Annotated in this window: 14 protein-coding genes; 6 read left to right on the plus strand and 8 right to left on the minus strand. The window is 50.6% G+C overall.

Going from position 1 to position 17,256, the window contains the following annotated elements; genetic code table 11:
* The first annotated feature begins 91 nt into the window (after window positions 1-91).
* The gene (locus HRH59_RS00065; protein WP_173499233.1) at window positions 92-1,141 is read left to right on the plus strand and encodes a S66 peptidase family protein; all 1,050 of its coding nucleotides are present in this window, start codon (window positions 92-94) and stop codon (window positions 1,139-1,141) included.
* A gap of 149 nt (window positions 1,142-1,290) precedes the next feature.
* Here the strand turns inward: HRH59_RS00065 and HRH59_RS00070 are convergent, their stop codons facing one another.
* From HRH59_RS00070 to HRH59_RS00080, 3 genes are all read right to left on the minus strand, one after another.
* Window positions 1,291-2,589, minus strand: a complete 1,299-nt coding sequence (locus HRH59_RS00070; RefSeq protein WP_173499234.1) for an inosine/guanosine kinase — start codon at window positions 2,587-2,589, stop codon at window positions 1,291-1,293.
* Window positions 2,590-2,729: 140 nt separating this feature from the next.
* Window positions 2,730-3,506, minus strand: a complete 777-nt coding sequence (gene yaaA, locus HRH59_RS00075) for a peroxide stress protein YaaA (RefSeq protein WP_173499235.1) — start codon at window positions 3,504-3,506, stop codon at window positions 2,730-2,732.
* Window positions 3,507-3,586: 80 nt separating this feature from the next.
* A complete protein-coding gene (locus HRH59_RS00080; protein ID WP_173499236.1) occupies window positions 3,587-5,209 on the minus strand; it encodes a tetratricopeptide repeat protein in 1,623 nt (540 codons plus the stop codon).
* A 208-nt stretch (window positions 5,210-5,417) separates the two neighbouring features.
* On the opposite strand from HRH59_RS00080, the gene tal reads away from it, so the two are divergent.
* The 3 genes from tal to HRH59_RS00095 all read left to right on the plus strand — a co-directional run bounded on the left by tal (window position 5,418) and on the right by HRH59_RS00095 (window position 8,314).
* Window positions 5,418-6,368, plus strand: coding sequence for a transaldolase (gene tal / locus HRH59_RS00085; RefSeq protein WP_173499237.1), 951 nt, complete (start codon window positions 5,418-5,420; stop codon window positions 6,366-6,368).
* 25 nt (window positions 6,369-6,393) lie between these two features.
* Window positions 6,394-8,019, plus strand: coding sequence for a glucose-6-phosphate isomerase (gene pgi / locus HRH59_RS00090; RefSeq protein WP_173499238.1), 1,626 nt, complete (start codon window positions 6,394-6,396; stop codon window positions 8,017-8,019).
* 121 nt (window positions 8,020-8,140) lie between these two features.
* Complete coding sequence (locus HRH59_RS00095) at window positions 8,141-8,314, plus strand: DUF3545 family protein (RefSeq protein ID WP_082694730.1); 174 nt, start codon at window positions 8,141-8,143, stop codon at window positions 8,312-8,314.
* 47 nt (window positions 8,315-8,361) lie between these two features.
* On the opposite strand, the gene ung is transcribed toward HRH59_RS00095, so the two are convergent.
* From ung to HRH59_RS00120, 5 genes are all read right to left on the minus strand, one after another.
* Entirely contained in the window at window positions 8,362-9,018 is a 657-nt protein-coding gene (gene ung, locus HRH59_RS00100; protein WP_173499239.1) for a uracil-DNA glycosylase, read from the minus strand.
* Window positions 9,018-10,301 (minus strand): threonine synthase, encoded by a 1,284-nt coding sequence (gene thrC, locus HRH59_RS00105; RefSeq protein ID WP_173499240.1) that lies wholly within the window; start codon window positions 10,299-10,301, stop codon window positions 9,018-9,020. The genes ung and thrC overlap by 1 nt, the downstream gene beginning before the upstream one ends.
* A 9-nt stretch (window positions 10,302-10,310) precedes the next feature.
* Window positions 10,311-11,279: a homoserine kinase gene (gene thrB / locus HRH59_RS00110; RefSeq protein WP_173499241.1), complete on the minus strand. Its 969-nt coding sequence runs from the start codon at window positions 11,277-11,279 to the stop codon at window positions 10,311-10,313.
* A 5-nt stretch (window positions 11,280-11,284) separates the two neighbouring features.
* Window positions 11,285-13,744 carry a bifunctional aspartate kinase/homoserine dehydrogenase I gene (gene thrA / locus HRH59_RS00115; RefSeq protein ID WP_173499242.1) on the minus strand — a complete coding sequence of 820 codons (2,460 nt, stop codon included), beginning with the start codon at window positions 13,742-13,744 and terminating at the stop codon, window positions 11,285-11,287.
* Between the two features lie 266 nt (window positions 13,745-14,010).
* The gene (locus HRH59_RS00120; RefSeq protein WP_173499243.1) at window positions 14,011-14,376 is read right to left on the minus strand and encodes a response regulator; all 366 of its coding nucleotides are present in this window, start codon (window positions 14,374-14,376) and stop codon (window positions 14,011-14,013) included.
* Between the two features lie 184 nt (window positions 14,377-14,560).
* Between HRH59_RS00120 and HRH59_RS00125 the strand changes: the two genes are divergently transcribed.
* Together HRH59_RS00125 and HRH59_RS00130 are read left to right on the plus strand one after the other, a co-directional pair.
* Window positions 14,561-16,309: a sensor histidine kinase gene (locus HRH59_RS00125; protein WP_173499244.1), complete on the plus strand. Its 1,749-nt coding sequence runs from the start codon at window positions 14,561-14,563 to the stop codon at window positions 16,307-16,309.
* 44 nt (window positions 16,310-16,353) lie between these two features.
* Window positions 16,354-17,253: a recombination-associated protein RdgC gene (locus tag HRH59_RS00130; protein WP_173499245.1), complete on the plus strand. Its 900-nt coding sequence runs from the start codon at window positions 16,354-16,356 to the stop codon at window positions 17,251-17,253.
* The last annotated feature ends 3 nt before the right edge of the window (window positions 17,254-17,256 follow it).

A 17,256-nucleotide genomic window follows, 5' to 3' on the forward strand; every position in this document is an offset into this window, starting at 1 on the left:
GTTATCGCATTTCTGCCCTGCCCTGTTGGAATTTTTTAGTAAAGCTGCTATTGATATGCTGAATAAATTATTTATTACGGCGGACTGTGCTATGGATAAACGACAATTTATAAAAAGCTGTGCCCTGGGCGCGGCCTTGTTACCTCTGGCCGGCTGCAGCAGCGTAATGGCGGCTCCGGCGGGCAGCACTAAACGTTTGCTGCCGTTACCTTTGAACAAAGGCGACACGGTCGCGCTGGTAAGCCCGTCTAAAGCCACCGACGATCTGCTGGACTTGCAAATAGCACAAGAAGTGATGCAGGCACTGGGCTTTAAGGTAAAAACCGGTAAACATCTGGCGGCACGTCGCGGCCATTTGGCTGGCACCGACCTTGAGCGCGCCGGCGACATTAATGCCATGTTCGCCGATAAAGACGTTAAAGCCATTATTTGCCTGCGTGGAGGCTCCGGCGCTGCACGCCTGCTGCCACTTTTAGATTACAAGCTGATCCGCAACAACCCTAAAGTACTGCTGGGCTATTCCGACATTACGGCGCTGCATAATGCCATTCATGCCCAAACCGGCATGATAAGTTTCCACGGCCCCAACGGCACCGGCAGTTGGAACAGTTTCAATGCCGATCAGTTTCAACGGCTGTTTTTCGATCGTGAATTAATGCAGTACCAAAATGTGCTGGACGCCAAAGACGAGCTGGTAGCACGGCAAAACCGCACCGTAACCATTACCGGCGGTAAAGTACAGGGCGAGCTGATTGGCGGTAACTTAACAGTGTTTACTGCTTTAGCCGGCTCACCATATTTACCGGATTTCAGCGGTAAAATTTTGTTTTTGGAAGACGTGGAAGAAGCCCCCTACCGCATCGACCGCATGCTAAGCACGTTAAAGCTGATGGGTGCGCTGGATAAAATTGCCGGCTTTATTTTTGGCGAATGCACAGCGTGCAGTCCGGGCGGCGGCTATGGTTGGTTAACCATGGATCAGATTTTTGACGACCATATTAAACCGCTGAATATTCCTGCCTATCGCGGCGCCATGATTGGCCATATTAAACAGCAGTTTATTGTGCCGGTAGGTGGCCGCGTAGAGTTGGATGCCGATGCCGGTACATTCCGGTTGCTGGAAAGCGTGTTTCAGAGTTAATGCGGATACTCTTACTACTGAACTTCTAAGCTGGAAATCCCGCTATGCTCGCCACAGCAACTCGCAAGCCATCCATGGCTTGCTCAGACACTCTGTGGCTGCGCTATCGGGACACCAGCTTAGCGCGTTGCGCAGCGTCAGCCCGGCTATTATCTCTCCCAGTAAGCCTCTTCCAGGCTATCTTCCCGCTCGGGTAAGCCCTTGGATAAACGCGGGGCGTTTTGCACCAGGATCTCGTAACTTACCCGGTTGGCATACTTACAAATCTGCGCAAACGACGAATAGGCTAAATACGGCTGCTCGTGCTTACCGGATAACGGCTGCACCTGCTTATGAAAATGATTCGCCGCCATATCATGCAAAATAGCCGACAGCGCGCCATCACCGGCGCCATTGGTGTTTTTAATCCGCTCCGGCCCGCCTAAATAAGGGTCGATATGCGAATACACTTTCAGCGGCTGCTGACAACAGGCACGCAACATAGGCCGGCTAAACTCAAACTGGTTAAAGTCAGGCAGACTGGCCGACTTTATCGGGTTAGAACTTTCACGCTTTGCAGTGTCATCGGTATGGCCACACAAATACAAGCCTTCCGGCCCGGCGGTGATCAACACCATGTCGGTATGATCCAGTATCGCCTCGGCAGCTTTAAGCGGATCGGCAAAGCCGGTTAAGGCTTCAGCTTCCAGCTCGTTCATCGCCAAAACGTTAACGTACTCTTTAATGGTGCTGAGAATTTGCTCACGGTTTTCTTCTACCAAATGCCGTGTGCCAAGGCTCATTACCACCGGCACATTATGTGCTTTAGCATCCTGCAGGGCTTTGAGCATTGCCAGCTGAATAGGCTGGCCGGTGGCGCGCAGCGGGTAAGCGCTAACCACAAAAGCCGAGGCGCCGGCAATAATATCGGTAGGAATATAGTCCGGGCTCAGCTCATCCATATCGCTGGGATCGATAACAAAGGTGCGCTCGCCGTCCGGCGTTATCATGGTAATACCACGACCAATATCACCGGCCACACCCTGTAAGTGGTTCATATCCACTTTTGAACTGGTATGGCAAACATAGTGATACGCCGGTGAACCCAGCGCGATATTGGCTGACATTACGCCCAGCAGCACCGATTTATCATCGGCCAACACAGAATAGTTGTGAATAGTATTGCCGATAGTGCCACCGGCGAAATGATCTGAAATGGCCTGTTGCGCCACCAGTTCCTGATAAATTAAATTGGCTTTGCCATGCTCTACCAGGTTAGATAAGCCTTTGCGGATATTGTACTTTTGCAAAAACTCATCGCTGACGCTGGCGACCACATCAACAATGGTTTGATCCAGACCAACGATATAAGTATCCAACTCGGGCCGCACTTCAAAGCTGGGCAACTGAGGCTTGGGTTGGGATACCGGGAAATAATGTTTAATTTTACGCAGGCCGGGAAATTTCATCTGTTACACCAGGTTCAAGCCGCTACCGGCAAAAAGAGCGGCATTGTAACAAAAAAACGGCTGAACGTAATGTTGAATCCATCAGCAGAACCGGCGTGTTGACGTGGACAAGCCGGTTCTGCCGGTTCATAAGATAAAAACTATTCTGCGCTATGGCGTAAAAACACCGGTGCGTTTGCCGTTGAGTGCTCAGCGCTGTAGGCATAACCTGCCAAATCAAAGCTTTTCAGCTGCTCTGCGTTCGTTAAACGCTGCTGAATAATATAACGCGCCATCAAGCCACGCGCCTTTTTGGCAAAGAAGCTGATAATCTTATATTGGCCGTTCTTAAAGTCTTTAAACACCGGGGTAATTAAGTGCCCTTGCAACAGCTTGGGTTTTACCGCTTTAAAGTATTCCTGCGACGCCAGGTTAACCACCACATCACCGCGTAATTCATCCAGCTGTTGGTTTAACGTTGCTGTAATACTGTCCTGCCAAAAGGCATATAAGTCTTTACCCTTTGCATTGGCCAGCTTAGTGCCCATTTCCAGCCGGTAAGGCTGCATTAAATCCAGTGGCCTGAGCACACCATACAAACCGCTTAAAATACGTAAATGCTGCTGGGCAAAGACGATATCGTCGTCCGTTAAACTGGCCGCATCCAGCCCCTGATACACGTCACCGTTAAAAGCAAACAATGCCGCTTTGGCGTTTTGTTCAGTAAAGGGTAACTGCCACTGCGCGAATCTGGCGGCATTAAGCCCGGCCAGCTTGTCGCTGATATGCATTAACGAGGACAGATCTGCCGGCGTCAGTGTTTTACAAATGTCAGCCAGCTGACGGCTCTGTGACAGCATAGCCGGCTGGGTCGGCGTAATATTGCGCTGTAACGGTTGATAATCGAGATCTTTGGCCGGGGAAACAAGCAACAACATAATATAATTCACTCTGTTAATCAGACTACTACAACATCAGGGCTATTCGGTATACCCCGGGTTATTCGGTGTACCTTCTGCTATTCCGTATATAGCGGTGGCAGTTGTGTCAGCAGCTGCTCCAGCCGTTGTTGATTAGCACTGGTTAAATTACTTTGTTCCAATGCTGCCAATACTGCTTTAGCCAGCGCCTGCAAACCACGGTGTGCCGGCAGTTGCGTTAAGGTTTGCAGTAAATTCAGCGCTAAACCGGCATTACACGGCATAGACAAAAATGCCAACCGTAACTGCAACAGCGCCGCTTTAACATTACCGCTTTGCGCTGCAGCCATACCGGCCTGATTCCAATCACGGATATCTGAGCGCAGCTTGCTGTCTTGTTGCAACGCTCTGGCAGCTGATAAACGTTGGCAGCAGCTGTGCAGATCATCTTGTTCAGTCGGCAATGCTTTAAGTTGCGTTAAATAACGCTCGGCCTGTTTTAATTCACCCAGCGCAAACATCAGCCGGATCTTATCCACCAGGCAACCGACACTGCCCACGGCCGCATCTTCTTTAATCTGCAGCTCATCTGTCAGCTGTTTGGCATCAGCAATATGACCCTGCAACAAACTGATCCTGGCGCGCAGTGCCAACACCTCAGGTTCTGTTTCATCGGTGAGTAACTTTTGCGGCATACTGGCCAGGGCTTCACTGCACTTTTTCAGCGCGGCATTAAAGCCTGCCAGCTCAGTTTGGCTGGCCTGTGCCAACAGTAACCGGGTCAGTTCCAAATAGTAGTCTGCGCGGTCAAAGCCGGAAAAGCGAAATTGTTGGATCAGCTTCTGCCGGTAACGCAGGGCGTCATCGTCTTGCCCGCTAAGCAGCATTACGCTGGCAATGGCTGTTTGGGCGTCGATATTGGTGGGCTGTAATTTTACCAGTTCAGTTAGCTGTTCCAGCGCCTGAGGCAGAGCCCCCTGCAACAAATACAGCCGGCTTAACCAATCCAGCGCTTCAGGGCGAACATCATCCGCCTCTGTTAAACTGAGCAAGAGTTGCTCTGCTTCCGGCCATTGCTGCAATTTCACCATAGCGATAGCCGCACCCAGCCGCGTCCAGCTAAAATCACGCTGTTGCTGAATTTTTTTATACAACTGCATCGCAGCATTATATTCACGCTGTGCCAGCAGCACTTCGCCTTTTAACCGCAGCGCCAACAGCGTATAAGCCGGGGCATTCTTGATGACTTCATCCAGCTCGGTATGCACCGCCACCAAATCGCCGGCCGGCATAGCCTGATACACTTTTCTCAGTGCCACACGGCTTTGCCACGCTTTGGCCAGGCGTTTTTCCAATTCCATATAGGAGAACGGTTTTAACACGAAGTGGTCCGGTGTGCCTTGCAGCAAGCCCATTACCGGCAAACGTTGCGGCTCGGCACTGATAACTACAAAGCAGCAACCGGGTTTAATGGCGTCCTGTGCCGACAGCTCAGCAAACAATTGCAGCGCGTCTTTACCGTCGCCCAAATTGAAATCGGCCAAAATAAAGTCGTAAGCATGCCTTTTAGCCGGCGACAGCGCTTGAACCGCGTCGGCGACAGCAGTAATATCAACGAAACCTATCTGCTGTAGCATACCCTTGATCGACGCCCTTACCGGTTCGCAGTCTTCGATCAACAGAAGTTTCTTACTTTTATAAAAGCTGGCTTGGAAGATCATCGAGATCCTGTGCTAATTACACTGATAACAAATTACAGGTCTTAACAACCTGACAAAAACAGGCAATATAGTAACTTACTTTGTGCCATGCAACGCTATTGTTGTTTTTTACTAACGACACACAGATTATGTTGTAATATTCCTACATTAATTGCTAATTATTCACTGCATCACTAGAATGTGATCAAAAATACGGTAATAAAACTATATGAGCAACTTATTAAGCCAACTTAAAGCCGTTACTACCGTTGTGGTAGACAGCGGCGATTTAACCGCCATCGAACAATTCCGTCCGGTCGATGCCACGACTAACCCCAGCTTACTGCTCAATGCCAGCCAACTCGATTTTGCCAAACCTATGTTAAAGGCGGCCGTTAGCTATGCTAAAGCTAAAGCGACCACTACAGCGGCACAACTTGAGCTGGCTTGTGATAAATTTGCCGTTGATGTGGGTACAGCCATCAGCAAGCTGGTGCCCGGCCGTGTGTCAACAGAAGTGGATGCCCGCTTATCCTTTGATACGGCCGCCACTGTCGCCAAAGCACTGCAATTAGTCGCGCTGTATCAGGAAAACGGCGTAAGCACAGAGCGTATTCTGATAAAAATTGCCTCGACCTGGGAAGGTATTCAGGCGGCACGGCAGTTAGAGCAGCAAGGTATTCAGTGCAATCTTACGCTGTTATTCCATATGGCTCAGGCCCGTGCCTGTGCAGAAGCCGGTGTGTATTTAATATCGCCCTTTGTTGGCCGCATTCTGGATTGGTACAAAGCCAGCACCGGACAAGATTACAGCAGCGAAACTGATCCGGGCGTAGTGTCGGTGCGTGAAATCTACCGCTTTTACAAACAACACGGCTTTAAAACTGTGGTGATGGGCGCCAGTTTCCGTAATACCGGTGAGGTATTAGCGCTGGCCGGCTGCGACCGTTTAACCATCAGCCCGGCATTGTTAGCCGAGCTTGACCAGATGCAGGGCGAGCTGACCGTGCATTTAAAAGATAATGGCGCCAGCAGTGCAGCACCGGCGCAGCTGAGCCAAAGTCAGTTCCGCTGGGCCTTAAATGAAGATGCCATGGCCACCGAGAAACTGGCGGAAGGTATCCGCAAATTTGCCATTGACCAGCGCAAGCTGGAACAACGGATCCAACAAGCATTTTAATTACTATTTTACAGGGGAGTAGAGTATGTCAGCTTCACCATGGCCGGCGCTGAAAGCGCTGGCTGCACAACAAGGTTCGTTACGTCAGGCCTTTGCTGCCGATCCGGCCAGGGCCAACCGCTTTCGCACCACAGCATGCGGTATCAGCCTGGACTACTCGAAAAACCTGATTGACGACAGCAGCTGGCAGGCACTGCAACAGCTGGCTGGCGCCAGCAAAATTCAGCCGGTGTTACAGGCCATGCTGGCCGGCAATAAGGTGAACAATACCGAGCAACGCGCCGTTTGGCATATGATGTTGCGCAAGACCGATGTTAGCGGCCTGGCACTGGACGGCGACGATATCGGTGCCGCCATTGCCGATTGCCGGCAAAGAATGACAGCGCTGGTCAGCCGCTTGCATCAGGGCGAATATACCGGCTACAGCGGTAAAGCCATTACTGACGTGATCTGGGTAGGTATCGGCGGCTCGCTGTTGGGCCCGCAAATGGCCGTTGAAGCGTTAACACCTTACCATTGCAGCCCGGTAAAACTGCATTTTGCCGGCAATATCGACGGCGCTGTGGTATCAGATGTGGTAAAACAGCTCGACCCAGCCACTACTCTGGTGTTTGTCGCTTCTAAATCCTTTGGCACCGAAGAAACCAAACAAAATGCGCTGGCACTGCGGCAATGGTTTAAAGACCACGGTGCAGATGCTGACGCCATAGCACGTCATTTCTGGGCCACCTCGTCCAATATTAAAGCGGCCGCCGAATTTGGTATCGTAGAGCAAAATATTCTGCCGATGTGGGATTGGGTTGGCGGACGTTATTCGCTGTGGTCAGCTATTGGCCTGCCGGTAGCACTGATGATTGGTAACGACAATTTTGCGCAGTTGCTAAAAGGTGCTGAGGCGATGGATCAGCATTTTATACATGCGCCGCAAGCGGAGAACATGCCACTCACACTGGCATTGCTTGGTATCTGGTACATTAACGGTTTTGGCTGTCAGGCCCAGGCATTGCTGCCGTACAGCCACTATCTGCGTTTATTGCCCTCTTATGTGCAGCAACTGGATATGGAATCCAACGGTAAAAGCGTTGATATTAACGGCCAGCCGTTAACCGATGCCACCGCACCGGTAATTTGGGGCGACGCCGGCACCAATGGCCAGCATGCGTATCATCAGTTGTTGCACCAAAGTGCACTGGCGGTACCGGCAGATTTTATTCTGCCACTGACACCGGCCCACCCGTTAACCGACCACCATCAACGTTTAGCGGCACACTGTTTCGCCCAGACACAGGCACTGATGCAGGGCAAAACATTGCAGGAAGCCACAGCAGAATGCCTGGCAGCCGGCATGACAGCAGAGCAGGCAGCGGCACTGGCACCACATAAAGTATCGCCCGGCAATAAACCCAGCAATACACTGCTGTTACCGGAGTTATCACCCTATTATGTTGGGGCGTTAATTGCGTTATACGAGCACAAAGTATTTTGTCAGGGTGTACTGTGGGGCTTGAACTCGTTCGATCAGTGGGGGGTTGAGCTGGGTAAACAACTGTCCGGGCCGATTTATCAGGCGTTAGCAGGCGGCGATGCCAGCTTATTGGACAGTTCTACGCAGGCATTAATTAAGGCGTTTTTGCAGCAAAAAAATCAGTAAAAAAGCTCCGACCTGTCATAGTGTTGTCACTTAGTTGTTTTATTTTCAGGCAAAGTGTGGTAAATCCTTTGTTGAAAATAACAACAACTAATAGAAAAACAACTATCAGAGAGGCCAAATTATGGAAAGCTTCGAAGACTTACTGAATATGTTGGAACGCCCTGCCGCCAAACCCCGTGCGGTAAAGCGTAAATGGCGCGAAATAGAACAGTTGAAAGAGCGCCAGCGCTTAAAACGAGAGCTGAGCGACATCGACTGGACCATTGAACCGGAACTGGCTGATATCGAATTGTAACAAAACGCCCGCTGACATCAGCGGGCGTTTTTTGTTTTCAGGCTCAGTTACAGCTGCCAGTTAACCGGGGTTTTACCCTGTTTAACCAGCAGCTCGTTGGCTTGTTTAAAATGGCCACAACCGAGAAAACCGCGATGTGCTGATAACGGTGACGGATGCGGTGCTTCCAGCACATAATGCCGTTGCCGGTCGATCAGGCGGCCTTTTTTCTGGGCGTGCGAGCCCCAGAGTAAAAATATGATGCCCCGACACTGTGCATCTATTTGTGCGATCACCTTATCGGTAAACTGCTCCCAGCCTAACTTGCGGTGCGAATTAGGTTGGGTTGCCACCACCGTCAACACTGTATTAAGCAACAACACGCCCTGCTTCGCCCAGGCTTCCAGACAACCATGCTCAGGAATGCGAAATTCAGGGTCTTCCAGCGCCAGCTCTTTGTACATATTTTGCAGTGACGGCGGCGTGCGCACGCCATGGCGCACAGAAAACGCCAAACCATGCGCCTGATTTGGCCCGTGGTAAGGGTCTTGCCCCAGAATGACGACTTTAAGGTTATCTGGGCTGGTTAGCTTAAAAGCATTAAACACATCGGCTTCCGGCGGATATATTACTTGCCCGGCCAGTCGCGCCTGTTTTACCTGCTCCAGCGCCGCAACAAAGTACGGCTGCTGTTTTTCTTCCCCCAGCAATTGCTGCCAAGACATCAGGCGAGCTCCAGTTGCAACAGCACCTGTTGCAACACGGCAAAATCGGCCGGAATGTCTTTACTTAGCCCCTGCTCTGCTGCGCAACGTGCCAAAGCTTCCGGTAACGCGATAGGCGTACCCAGAATGTTCTCTACCTGCTCTTTAAATTTGGCCGGGTGCGCCGTACCGAGGAAAATACCAAACTCGCCCGGTTGCAGGCTGCGTTTCAGTGCTTTAAATGCCACCGCGGCATGCGGCTCACTTAAATAACCCAGTTGCGACAACTGACGCACGCCAATCACAGTGTCATCCTCATCTACCATTACCGCTTCAATGTCGTCACGGCTGATAACACCTTGCGCCAGTAATGCTTCAACCCGCGGCCAGTTATTCGGTGCTGCAACATCCATCGCATTGGATAAAGTAGCGACGGTAGTTTTCGGCTGCCAATCACCGCTGCGCCAATAGCGCGGTACGGTATCGTTGGCGTTAGTGGCTGCAACCATACGCTTAATGGGTAAACCCAGTGCTTTGGCAATTAAACCGGCGGTTAAATTACCAAAGTTACCGCTGGGCACAGCAATAACGACCTGGTCACGTTTGTCGGCCGGCACTTGTGCTACCGCTTCAAAGTAATAACAGATTTGCGCAAACAGCCGGCTGATATTAATTGAGTTTGCTGAGTTAATACTGAGCTTTTCCACCAGGGCTTGATGATCAAACACCTGCTTTACCAGCGCCTGACACTGGTCAAAATCACCGTCTACTGCCAGGGTGGTGATATTTTCCCCCAAGGTGGTAAACAGCTTTTCCTGCAGCGGGCTGATTTTACCTTTCGGGAACAAGATCACCACTTGCACGCCGGGTTGGCGATAAAACGCATGCGCCACTGCAGCGCCGGTGTCCCCCGAGGTTGCCGTAACAATAGTGGTTTTTTTCCCGGCTTGCGCTTTGGCCAATGCCTGCGCCATAAAACGGCCGCCAAAGTCTTTAAAGGCCAGTGTCGGGCCATGAAACAGCTCAAGACAGCTGACATCATCCGATACCGGCACTAACGGCGCAGGAAAGGTAAAAGCATTGCTCAACATAGTGCTGACGTCGTCACTGCTTAGCTCATCGCCAATCAAGGCCTGTAAAATAGCACTGCTGCGCTCCACCAGCGACATGTTTAACAGCGCGGCGATATCGGGTTTTGGCCAACTGGTGGGGAAGAATAAACCCTGCTCTTTGCCCAGGCCCTGGCGCACGGCTTGTAAAAAACTGACCTGTTCGGCAGGTACTTTAATATTGGTTAACAACATAGTTTATTCCTACAGCGCCCTGGCGCCGGCTAATGACAAGCGACAAATTTGTGTGGTCGCGTCCTGATTCTTTTCATAATGCCGTGATAAATAATCCGCAGCAAGCTGTGCCTGTGCATCATCACGACACAAAGCAAATAACGTTGGACCAGCGCCTGAAATACCCAGATGCAGTATGCCCTGCGCCATCAAAGCGCTGCGCAGCGCCGGTAATTCCGGCAGCAACGGTGTCCGCGCCGGTTCGGCCAGCAAATCCTGCAAGGCGCAATAAGCATCGGCTTCATCTTTGGCATACATGGCGCTGACAAAACGGCTGAGCATGCCGGCAAAAGCAATGCTGTGTGCCAGGCTCAGTTGCTGCGGCAATACTGCGCGGGCGGCTTTAGTTGACAGCACTGTGCCCGGATAGCTTAACACTACTCGCCAATGCTCAAACCACGGCAGGCTGCGGCACACAGCAGTACTTTGCGGCAACATCAGTTGCAGGCCGCCCAAATAAGACGGCGCAACATTATCATAATGCACACTGCCGCTTACCCCACCTTCAGCCACCGCCATCAGCTGCAGCAGTTCAGAGGGCGATAACGGCTGACCGAAATAATCATTAAAGGCATAACAGGCCACCACGATAGAACAAGCACTGGAGCCCAGGCCGCTGCCCACCGGCAGGTTTTTATGCAGTCGCAGAGCTAAGCGCGGTAGCGTGCGGCCAACCTTTTGTTCAAAGGCGTAAAAGCAGCTCAGCACCAGATTGTCATCTGTGTGCTGCGGTAACTGATGCACATAGCGGCCAACAATATCCAGGCTAAGCTCAGCTTGTTCGCCGATAATATCCAGCACATCGCCAAACAGCTCGCCACTTAGTGGCTCGAAGGCGGCACCGAGTAAATCAAAGCCAACTGAAAAATTGCCGGTAGAGGCCGGCGCATAATAACGCTTCAGGTAATTAGCAGATGTAACGTCAGAATAATGCTGCATAGTTATTACACCTGTTGTTGCCAGCCAAGGGTGCGCATAATATCGCTGAATACCCCGGCAGACGTTACCGCAGCACCGGCACCATAACCGCGCAGCACAAACGGGATCGGCTGATAATAACGGGTATGAATAGCCAGTGCGTTTTCACCGTCTTTCACCTTGGCCAACGGATGCTCTGCATCCAACGCCTTTATCGCTACCCTGCATTTACCATCCACAATGCCACCGATATACCTCAGCACCTTACCTTCGGCTTTCGCCGCGGCAACGCGTTTGGCAAAAGCAGCATCTAACTGCGGCAGCTGCGCGATAAATTCATCTACTGTGGCTCCTGCTGCAAAATCGGCCGGTAGCACCGATTCTACCTCCACGTCGCTCAGTTCCAGTGTCATACCGGCTTCACGGGCCAGAATTAACAACTTACGGGCCACGTCCATACCGGATAAGTCATCGCGCGGATCCGGCTCGGTAAAGCCCAGTGCTTTGGCTTTTTTCGTCACATCCGATAAGGCAACACCCTGCTCCAGCTCGCCGAACATATAAGATAACGAACCGGATAAAATCCCTTCAAAGGCCAGCAATTCATCACCGGCATTTAGCAGCCCCTGCAAGGTATCAATTACCGGCAAACCGGCTCCTACCGTAGTTTCATACAAAAACCGGCGCCGGTTTTGCTGTGCCAACTGGCGCAGTTGCTGGTAATAAGCAAAAGACGCGGTATTGGCTTTTTTGTTCGGCGTAACCACATGGAAACCGGCAGCAAGAAAATCAGCATACTGCGCGGCCACCTGCTCAGAGCTGGTACAATCCACCAGCACCGGATTGGTCAGGTGCTGCTGCTGGGCAAAGCGGGTTAAGTTCGCTACCGAAAACACCGTTTTCGCTGCGGCCAGCTGCGGCTGCCACTGTGACAAATCAACACCATCGCTGTGTAACAAAGTGGCTTTACTGTTAGCAATGCCATATACCGTAACCTTTACCTGGCGGCTGTGCAAAAACGCCTGCTGACGCTGAATTTGGGCCAGCAACTCACTGCCCACCACGCCACAGCCGACCAAAAACACATCGATACTGGGCACATGGCTGAAGAAGTTCTCGTGGCAAACCTTCACGGCATTTTTACAGGCAGATTGCTCAATAACAGCAGAGATAGAGCGCTCGCTACTGTCCTGTGCAATCGCTACCACGTTAACCCGTGCCTGTGCCAATGAAGCAAAAAACTTCGCCGCCACGCCGCGATGCTGCCGCATGCCATCGCCCACCAGGCTGACAATGGCCATGTCGGGTAAAATACTCAGCTCGCGTAATAAACCGGTTTGCAGCTCCAGTTCAAACTCCTGCTGTAAAGCATGTTTTGCTGCGGCTAAATGCAATTGCGGTACACAAAAGCTGATACTGAATTCAGAAGACGACTGCGTGATCAAACTGACCGAAATCTGTGCCCGTGCCATAGACGCAAACACGCGGCTGGCCATCCCCACCACACCTTTTAAGCCAGGACCGGATACCGTCACCAATGCCAGGTGCTCCAGGCTGGAGATGCCCTTCACCAAAGAATCACCTTCGCCGTTGTTGTCGATACAGGTGCCGGGCGCGGCGGGGTTTAAGGTATTTTTGATGTAACAGGGAATATTGAAACGCGCTAACGGGCCTATGGTTTTCGGGTGCAGTACCTTGGCACCAAAATACGACAACTCCATCGCTTCATCATAAGATAAGCGGTCAATCAGTTTGGCATTTTTTACCTGCCGTGGATCGGCGCTGTACACACCATCTACATCGGTCCAGATTTCGCAGGCTACCGCACGGATACTGGCCGCGACAATAGCGCCGGAATAATCCGAGCCATTGCGGCCCAGCAAGCAGGTTTCGCCCTGCGCATTGCTGGATACAAAGCCGGCAATAACATAGACCTGAGCACTTTGGCCGGCAATCGCCTGCTGTAACGTTTGTTCGGAAGCGGCAATATCGGCTGTGGCGTTTAAATAATCACCACTGCTTTTTACCAGGCTTACCGCGTTAAGTGCCACAGCATGCACTGGTTTGGCATTTAACAGTGCTGTCATCAACGCCACGCTGAACTGCTCCCCCAGGCCAAGGATCTGCGCCTTAATATGGTCCGGACAATGCCGCAACAGCTGAATACCGGTAAGCTGTGCCTGTAGTTGTGCCAGTTGTGCTTGTGCTACCTGCTGTAACTCATCCAGCTTCGCCGTTGCAAACAGCCTGGCGGCCTCTGCTGCCAATGTCTGATAACGCTGAGCAAGCTGCTGTAACAAACCAGTGAAGTCTGAGCCCAAATATGCCAAATCGGTCAGCTCCACCAGCGTATTGGTTACCCCCTGTGGGGCCGATAACACCAAACAAATACGATCTGTGGTTGTCAGTTGTTGCACTATATTTGCAACTTCGGCAAAACGGTCAACTGACGCCAGCGACGAACCGCCAAATTTGAGCACCCTCATATTAAACTCCTTGCGCATTAATTACTGAAATGGTCAGTTATCGCGACACTTGATTTGTATTTTGCCGGCGCTGCACATCAGCGCCAAAAAAAAGACCCGTGACATTTGAGGTCACGGGTCTTTTTACAGACAACACACCGCCGACCTCCTACCCCGAAGGGTTGGTGGTAATAATAATGGTGGTGAGTACTGTCGTTTTTATTTTCATGGTTGTCACTATGCACAGACTTATAGACGTCTGTCAACGGCTAATTTAATGGCAGAGATTAAATTAAACCATACTTGTTCATCACAGCAGCCAGCTTATCAGCAGAAGCCGGCTTAGCTATAAAAGCCAGCGCCCCCAGTTCCGTTACCCGTTTTTGCATTTCCGGTTGAATATCTGCCGACACTACAATAACAAAACAATCTATTGCCTCTGCTTTTATCGCTTCCAGTACACCTATGCCGTCCAGTTCCGGCATGGTCAGGTCTAGAAAGACCACGCCAATATCCCTGGCACGCAACAATGATATTGCCTCAACACCGTTGGCAGCAGTAACAATTTCTGCATCAAAGTTAACCGGCAGGGATTTTTTCAACTGATTACGCGCCAGCAGAGAGTCATCACAAATTAACGCGGTGAACGCCATGTACTACAGCCTGTATTGTGGTGTTTTGCGACACTGTTTGGTTAAAAAATATATACAGAGCATCACTATAAAGCAATATCTGCACTATAAATAGCTCAGATCCACTCAGGCTATTTGCAAACTGCCGGTTATTGGTTATGGTAGTGTGATAAGCAAAAACGATATCGCCACACAAGGTTACTTCATGCAGCACAAAAGCTTATCCCGTAAGCTGTTAACCAAAGTCTTGTCAGTTTATTTTATCCTGACCTTCGTGGTGACGCTGGGGCAAATTGTTGCGGAATACTTTAATACCAAAAACCATATCAATGGCGAGTTGGAGACGCTGCAGCAAACCTTTTCCGGCAGCCTGACACGGGCAATATGGGAGCTGAACACCCAACAAGCCTTGATCATTGCCGACGGTTTATTGGCAATACCGGCCATTGAGGGCATTATTGTACGCGATGACAGCGGCGCTGTTATTACCCAACTGGGCCGTTATCTTAACATTCAGGAGCGTTTCAGCACCCAGCTGGTGCGCGAGGGCGTGCGCCTGACAGAACAGCAATCCGGTATTTTTGGTTATACCTTCCCGCTGATTTTCGAATTTTCCGGCCGCGCTACCCAGGTGGGTGATGTCACGCTGTTTTCCAGTCGTGCCGTAGTCATAGACCGGATAAAAGTAGGCATTTACTTCCTTGTCGGTAATGCCATGTTAAAAACTACTTTTCTTATCATTCTGTTTTTGCTGGCGTTTCGTAGACAACTTACCCTGCCGCTGACAGAGTTAACGCAACAAATTGAGGATCTGGAGCTGGATCAGCTCGACGGCGCCAAAGTCGAAATTCAGCATGATGACACCTCAGAACTGAGCGTGATGGCGGATGCGTTTAATCGCTTAATCAGCCGCGTACAAGACTACAAAACCCAGCTGGAAACCACGCAAAAGCAACTGATGCTGTCAAATGAAAAGCTGGACCAGCAAAACCTGATGCTGGAACAGGAGGTCGCGCGCAAAACCTCCGGTTTAAGCCAGGCGATGATGGACTTGCAGCAACAGAAGCAGGAATTGGAAGTTAAACAGCAAAGCTTGCGCGAAGAAATAGAACGCCGCCGTCATACTGAAGATGCCTTACGCAGCAAGCAAACCGAGCTGGAAAAAATTGTTGATGATTTAAAGCAGGCTCAGGACCGGTTGGTGCAGTCGGAGAAAATGGCAGCGCTTGGTGGTCTGGTTGCCGGTATTACGCATGAAGTAAATACGCCTGTTGGTATCGGCGTAACGGCCACCAGCTTTCTGGCAGAAAAAATCAGTACCCTGGCGCAAGCCTATAAAGATAAGACGCTGTCACCGAAGAACCTGGAACATTTTATTGAAGAGGCAACCCAAGGCGCAGAGTTGCTGCAGTCTAATTTAATGCGCGCATCAGAGCTTATTGCCAGCTTTAAGCAAATTGCAGTTGACCAAACCAGTGAAGCAGTGCGCACTATTAATCTGGCAGATTACCTGCACGAAGTGATCCGCTCATTGCAACCCAACTTTAAGAAAACCCGCCACCAAATTGAAGTAAATTGCCCGGATAACATTATGCTGAACTGTCCGGCCGGAGCGATATCACAGATATTTACCAACCTGCTGATGAACTCGTTAATTCATGCCTTTGAAGACACTAATGAAGGCCAGATCCGTATTACTGTATTAGATGAAGACGAAAATGTTGACATCAAATACAGCGATAACGGCAAAGGGCTGACTCCGGAACAATTAGAAAAACTGTTCCACCCGTTTTTTACCACTAAACGCGATCAGGGTGGCAGTGGCCTGGGTACGCATATTACTTATAATCTGGTGCGCCAGACGCTGGGCGGCAGTATTACTGTCAGCAGCGAGCCCGGCAAAGGCTTGCATTACCATATCGCTTTTCCAAAAAATCTGAAAATTCCGACTTGATACACGTTATACTGCCGGTCGGATTTTTTTGATTTGAGTGAATTATGTGGTTTAAAAATGTTCGCGTTTATAAGCTCAGCGCCCCTCTGAGCACTGATGTCGGGGCTTGGGAGCAAGCCCTGGCAGAATTCAAATTTACCCCGCTAAGCGCCCAGGAAGCAGTAAAAACCGGCTTCAGCTTTCCGCTGCATCCCAGTATTAAACAGTATTGCCATGCCTGCGGTCATTTGCAGTTTTTTGCTGTTAAACGCCAGGAGAAAATTCTGCCGGCGGCCGTGATCAATGAAGAAATGCAGCCCAAAGTTGAGGCAATGGAACTGGAAAAAGGCCGGCCGTTAAGCCGCAAAGAAAAACAGAGTATTAAAGAAGAACTGCAGCTGAGTTTATTGCCCAGAGCTTTCAGCCGCTCTTCGTTAACCCAGGGCTACTATGATCCGGAAAATCAGTGGTTGGTGATTAACAGCGGCAGTGCCGGCAAAGCCGAAGACGTACTGGCGTTACTGCGTAAAGCCTTGGGTTCCTTACCTGCACTGCCGTGGCTGGATAACCACAAACTGAATGCCAACTTGCAACTTTGGTTGCAAAACAAAGCCCTGCCGCAAGGTTTTGTGCAAGGCAGTGATGCCGAGCTCAAAGCACCGGATGAAGAAGGCGCTAAAGTGAAATTCAGTAATCATTTATTGACTGCCGATGAAGTGCAAAGCCACCTGCAGGATAAACTGGTTACCAGTATCGCTCTGGAGCAAGCAGAAGGCTTGTCACTGCAAATTACCGATGACGGCGCACTGAAACGACTGAAATTCCATGATCTGTTAACCGGGCAAAATGATGAATTGGGCTGGGAAGATTTAACTGCCAGACTGGATGCTGATTTACTGCTGATGGCATCTGCCCTGAACCTGGCGCTGCTGAGTATCAGCCAGCAGCTGGCCACAGCAGACTAACAC

The sequence above is a fragment of the Rheinheimera lutimaris genome (genome assembly GCF_013283795.1).
GTDB lineage: Bacteria > Pseudomonadota > Gammaproteobacteria > Enterobacterales > Alteromonadaceae > Alishewanella > Alishewanella lutimaris.

What these genes read in the sequence shown, in the direction of transcription:
- HRH59_RS00065 (WP_173499233.1), top strand. Translation starts at nt 92, where the DNA reads ATGGATAAACGACAATTTATAAAAAGCTGTGCCCTGGGCGCGGCCTTG.
- HRH59_RS00070 (WP_173499234.1), bottom strand. Translation starts at nt 2,589, where the DNA reads ATGAAATTTCCCGGCCTGCGTAAAATTAAACATTATTTCCCGGTATCC.
- yaaA (WP_173499235.1), bottom strand. Translation starts at nt 3,506, where the DNA reads ATGTTGTTGCTTGTTTCCCCGGCCAAAGATCTCGATTATCAACCGTTA.
- HRH59_RS00080 (WP_173499236.1), bottom strand. Translation starts at nt 5,209, where the DNA reads ATGATCTTCCAAGCCAGCTTTTATAAAAGTAAGAAACTTCTGTTGATC.
- tal (WP_173499237.1), top strand. Translation starts at nt 5,418, where the DNA reads ATGAGCAACTTATTAAGCCAACTTAAAGCCGTTACTACCGTTGTGGTA.
- pgi (WP_173499238.1), top strand. Translation starts at nt 6,394, where the DNA reads ATGTCAGCTTCACCATGGCCGGCGCTGAAAGCGCTGGCTGCACAACAA.
- HRH59_RS00095 (WP_082694730.1), top strand. Translation starts at nt 8,141, where the DNA reads ATGGAAAGCTTCGAAGACTTACTGAATATGTTGGAACGCCCTGCCGCC.
- ung (WP_173499239.1), bottom strand. Translation starts at nt 9,018, where the DNA reads ATGTCTTGGCAGCAATTGCTGGGGGAAGAAAAACAGCAGCCGTACTTT.
- thrC (WP_173499240.1), bottom strand. Translation starts at nt 10,301, where the DNA reads ATGTTGTTAACCAATATTAAAGTACCTGCCGAACAGGTCAGTTTTTTA.
- thrB (WP_173499241.1), bottom strand. Translation starts at nt 11,279, where the DNA reads ATGCAGCATTATTCTGACGTTACATCTGCTAATTACCTGAAGCGTTAT.
- thrA (WP_173499242.1), bottom strand. Translation starts at nt 13,744, where the DNA reads ATGAGGGTGCTCAAATTTGGCGGTTCGTCGCTGGCGTCAGTTGACCGT.
- HRH59_RS00120 (WP_173499243.1), bottom strand. Translation starts at nt 14,376, where the DNA reads ATGGCGTTCACCGCGTTAATTTGTGATGACTCTCTGCTGGCGCGTAAT.
- HRH59_RS00125 (WP_173499244.1), top strand. Translation starts at nt 14,561, where the DNA reads ATGCAGCACAAAAGCTTATCCCGTAAGCTGTTAACCAAAGTCTTGTCA.
- HRH59_RS00130 (WP_173499245.1), top strand. Translation starts at nt 16,354, where the DNA reads ATGTGGTTTAAAAATGTTCGCGTTTATAAGCTCAGCGCCCCTCTGAGC.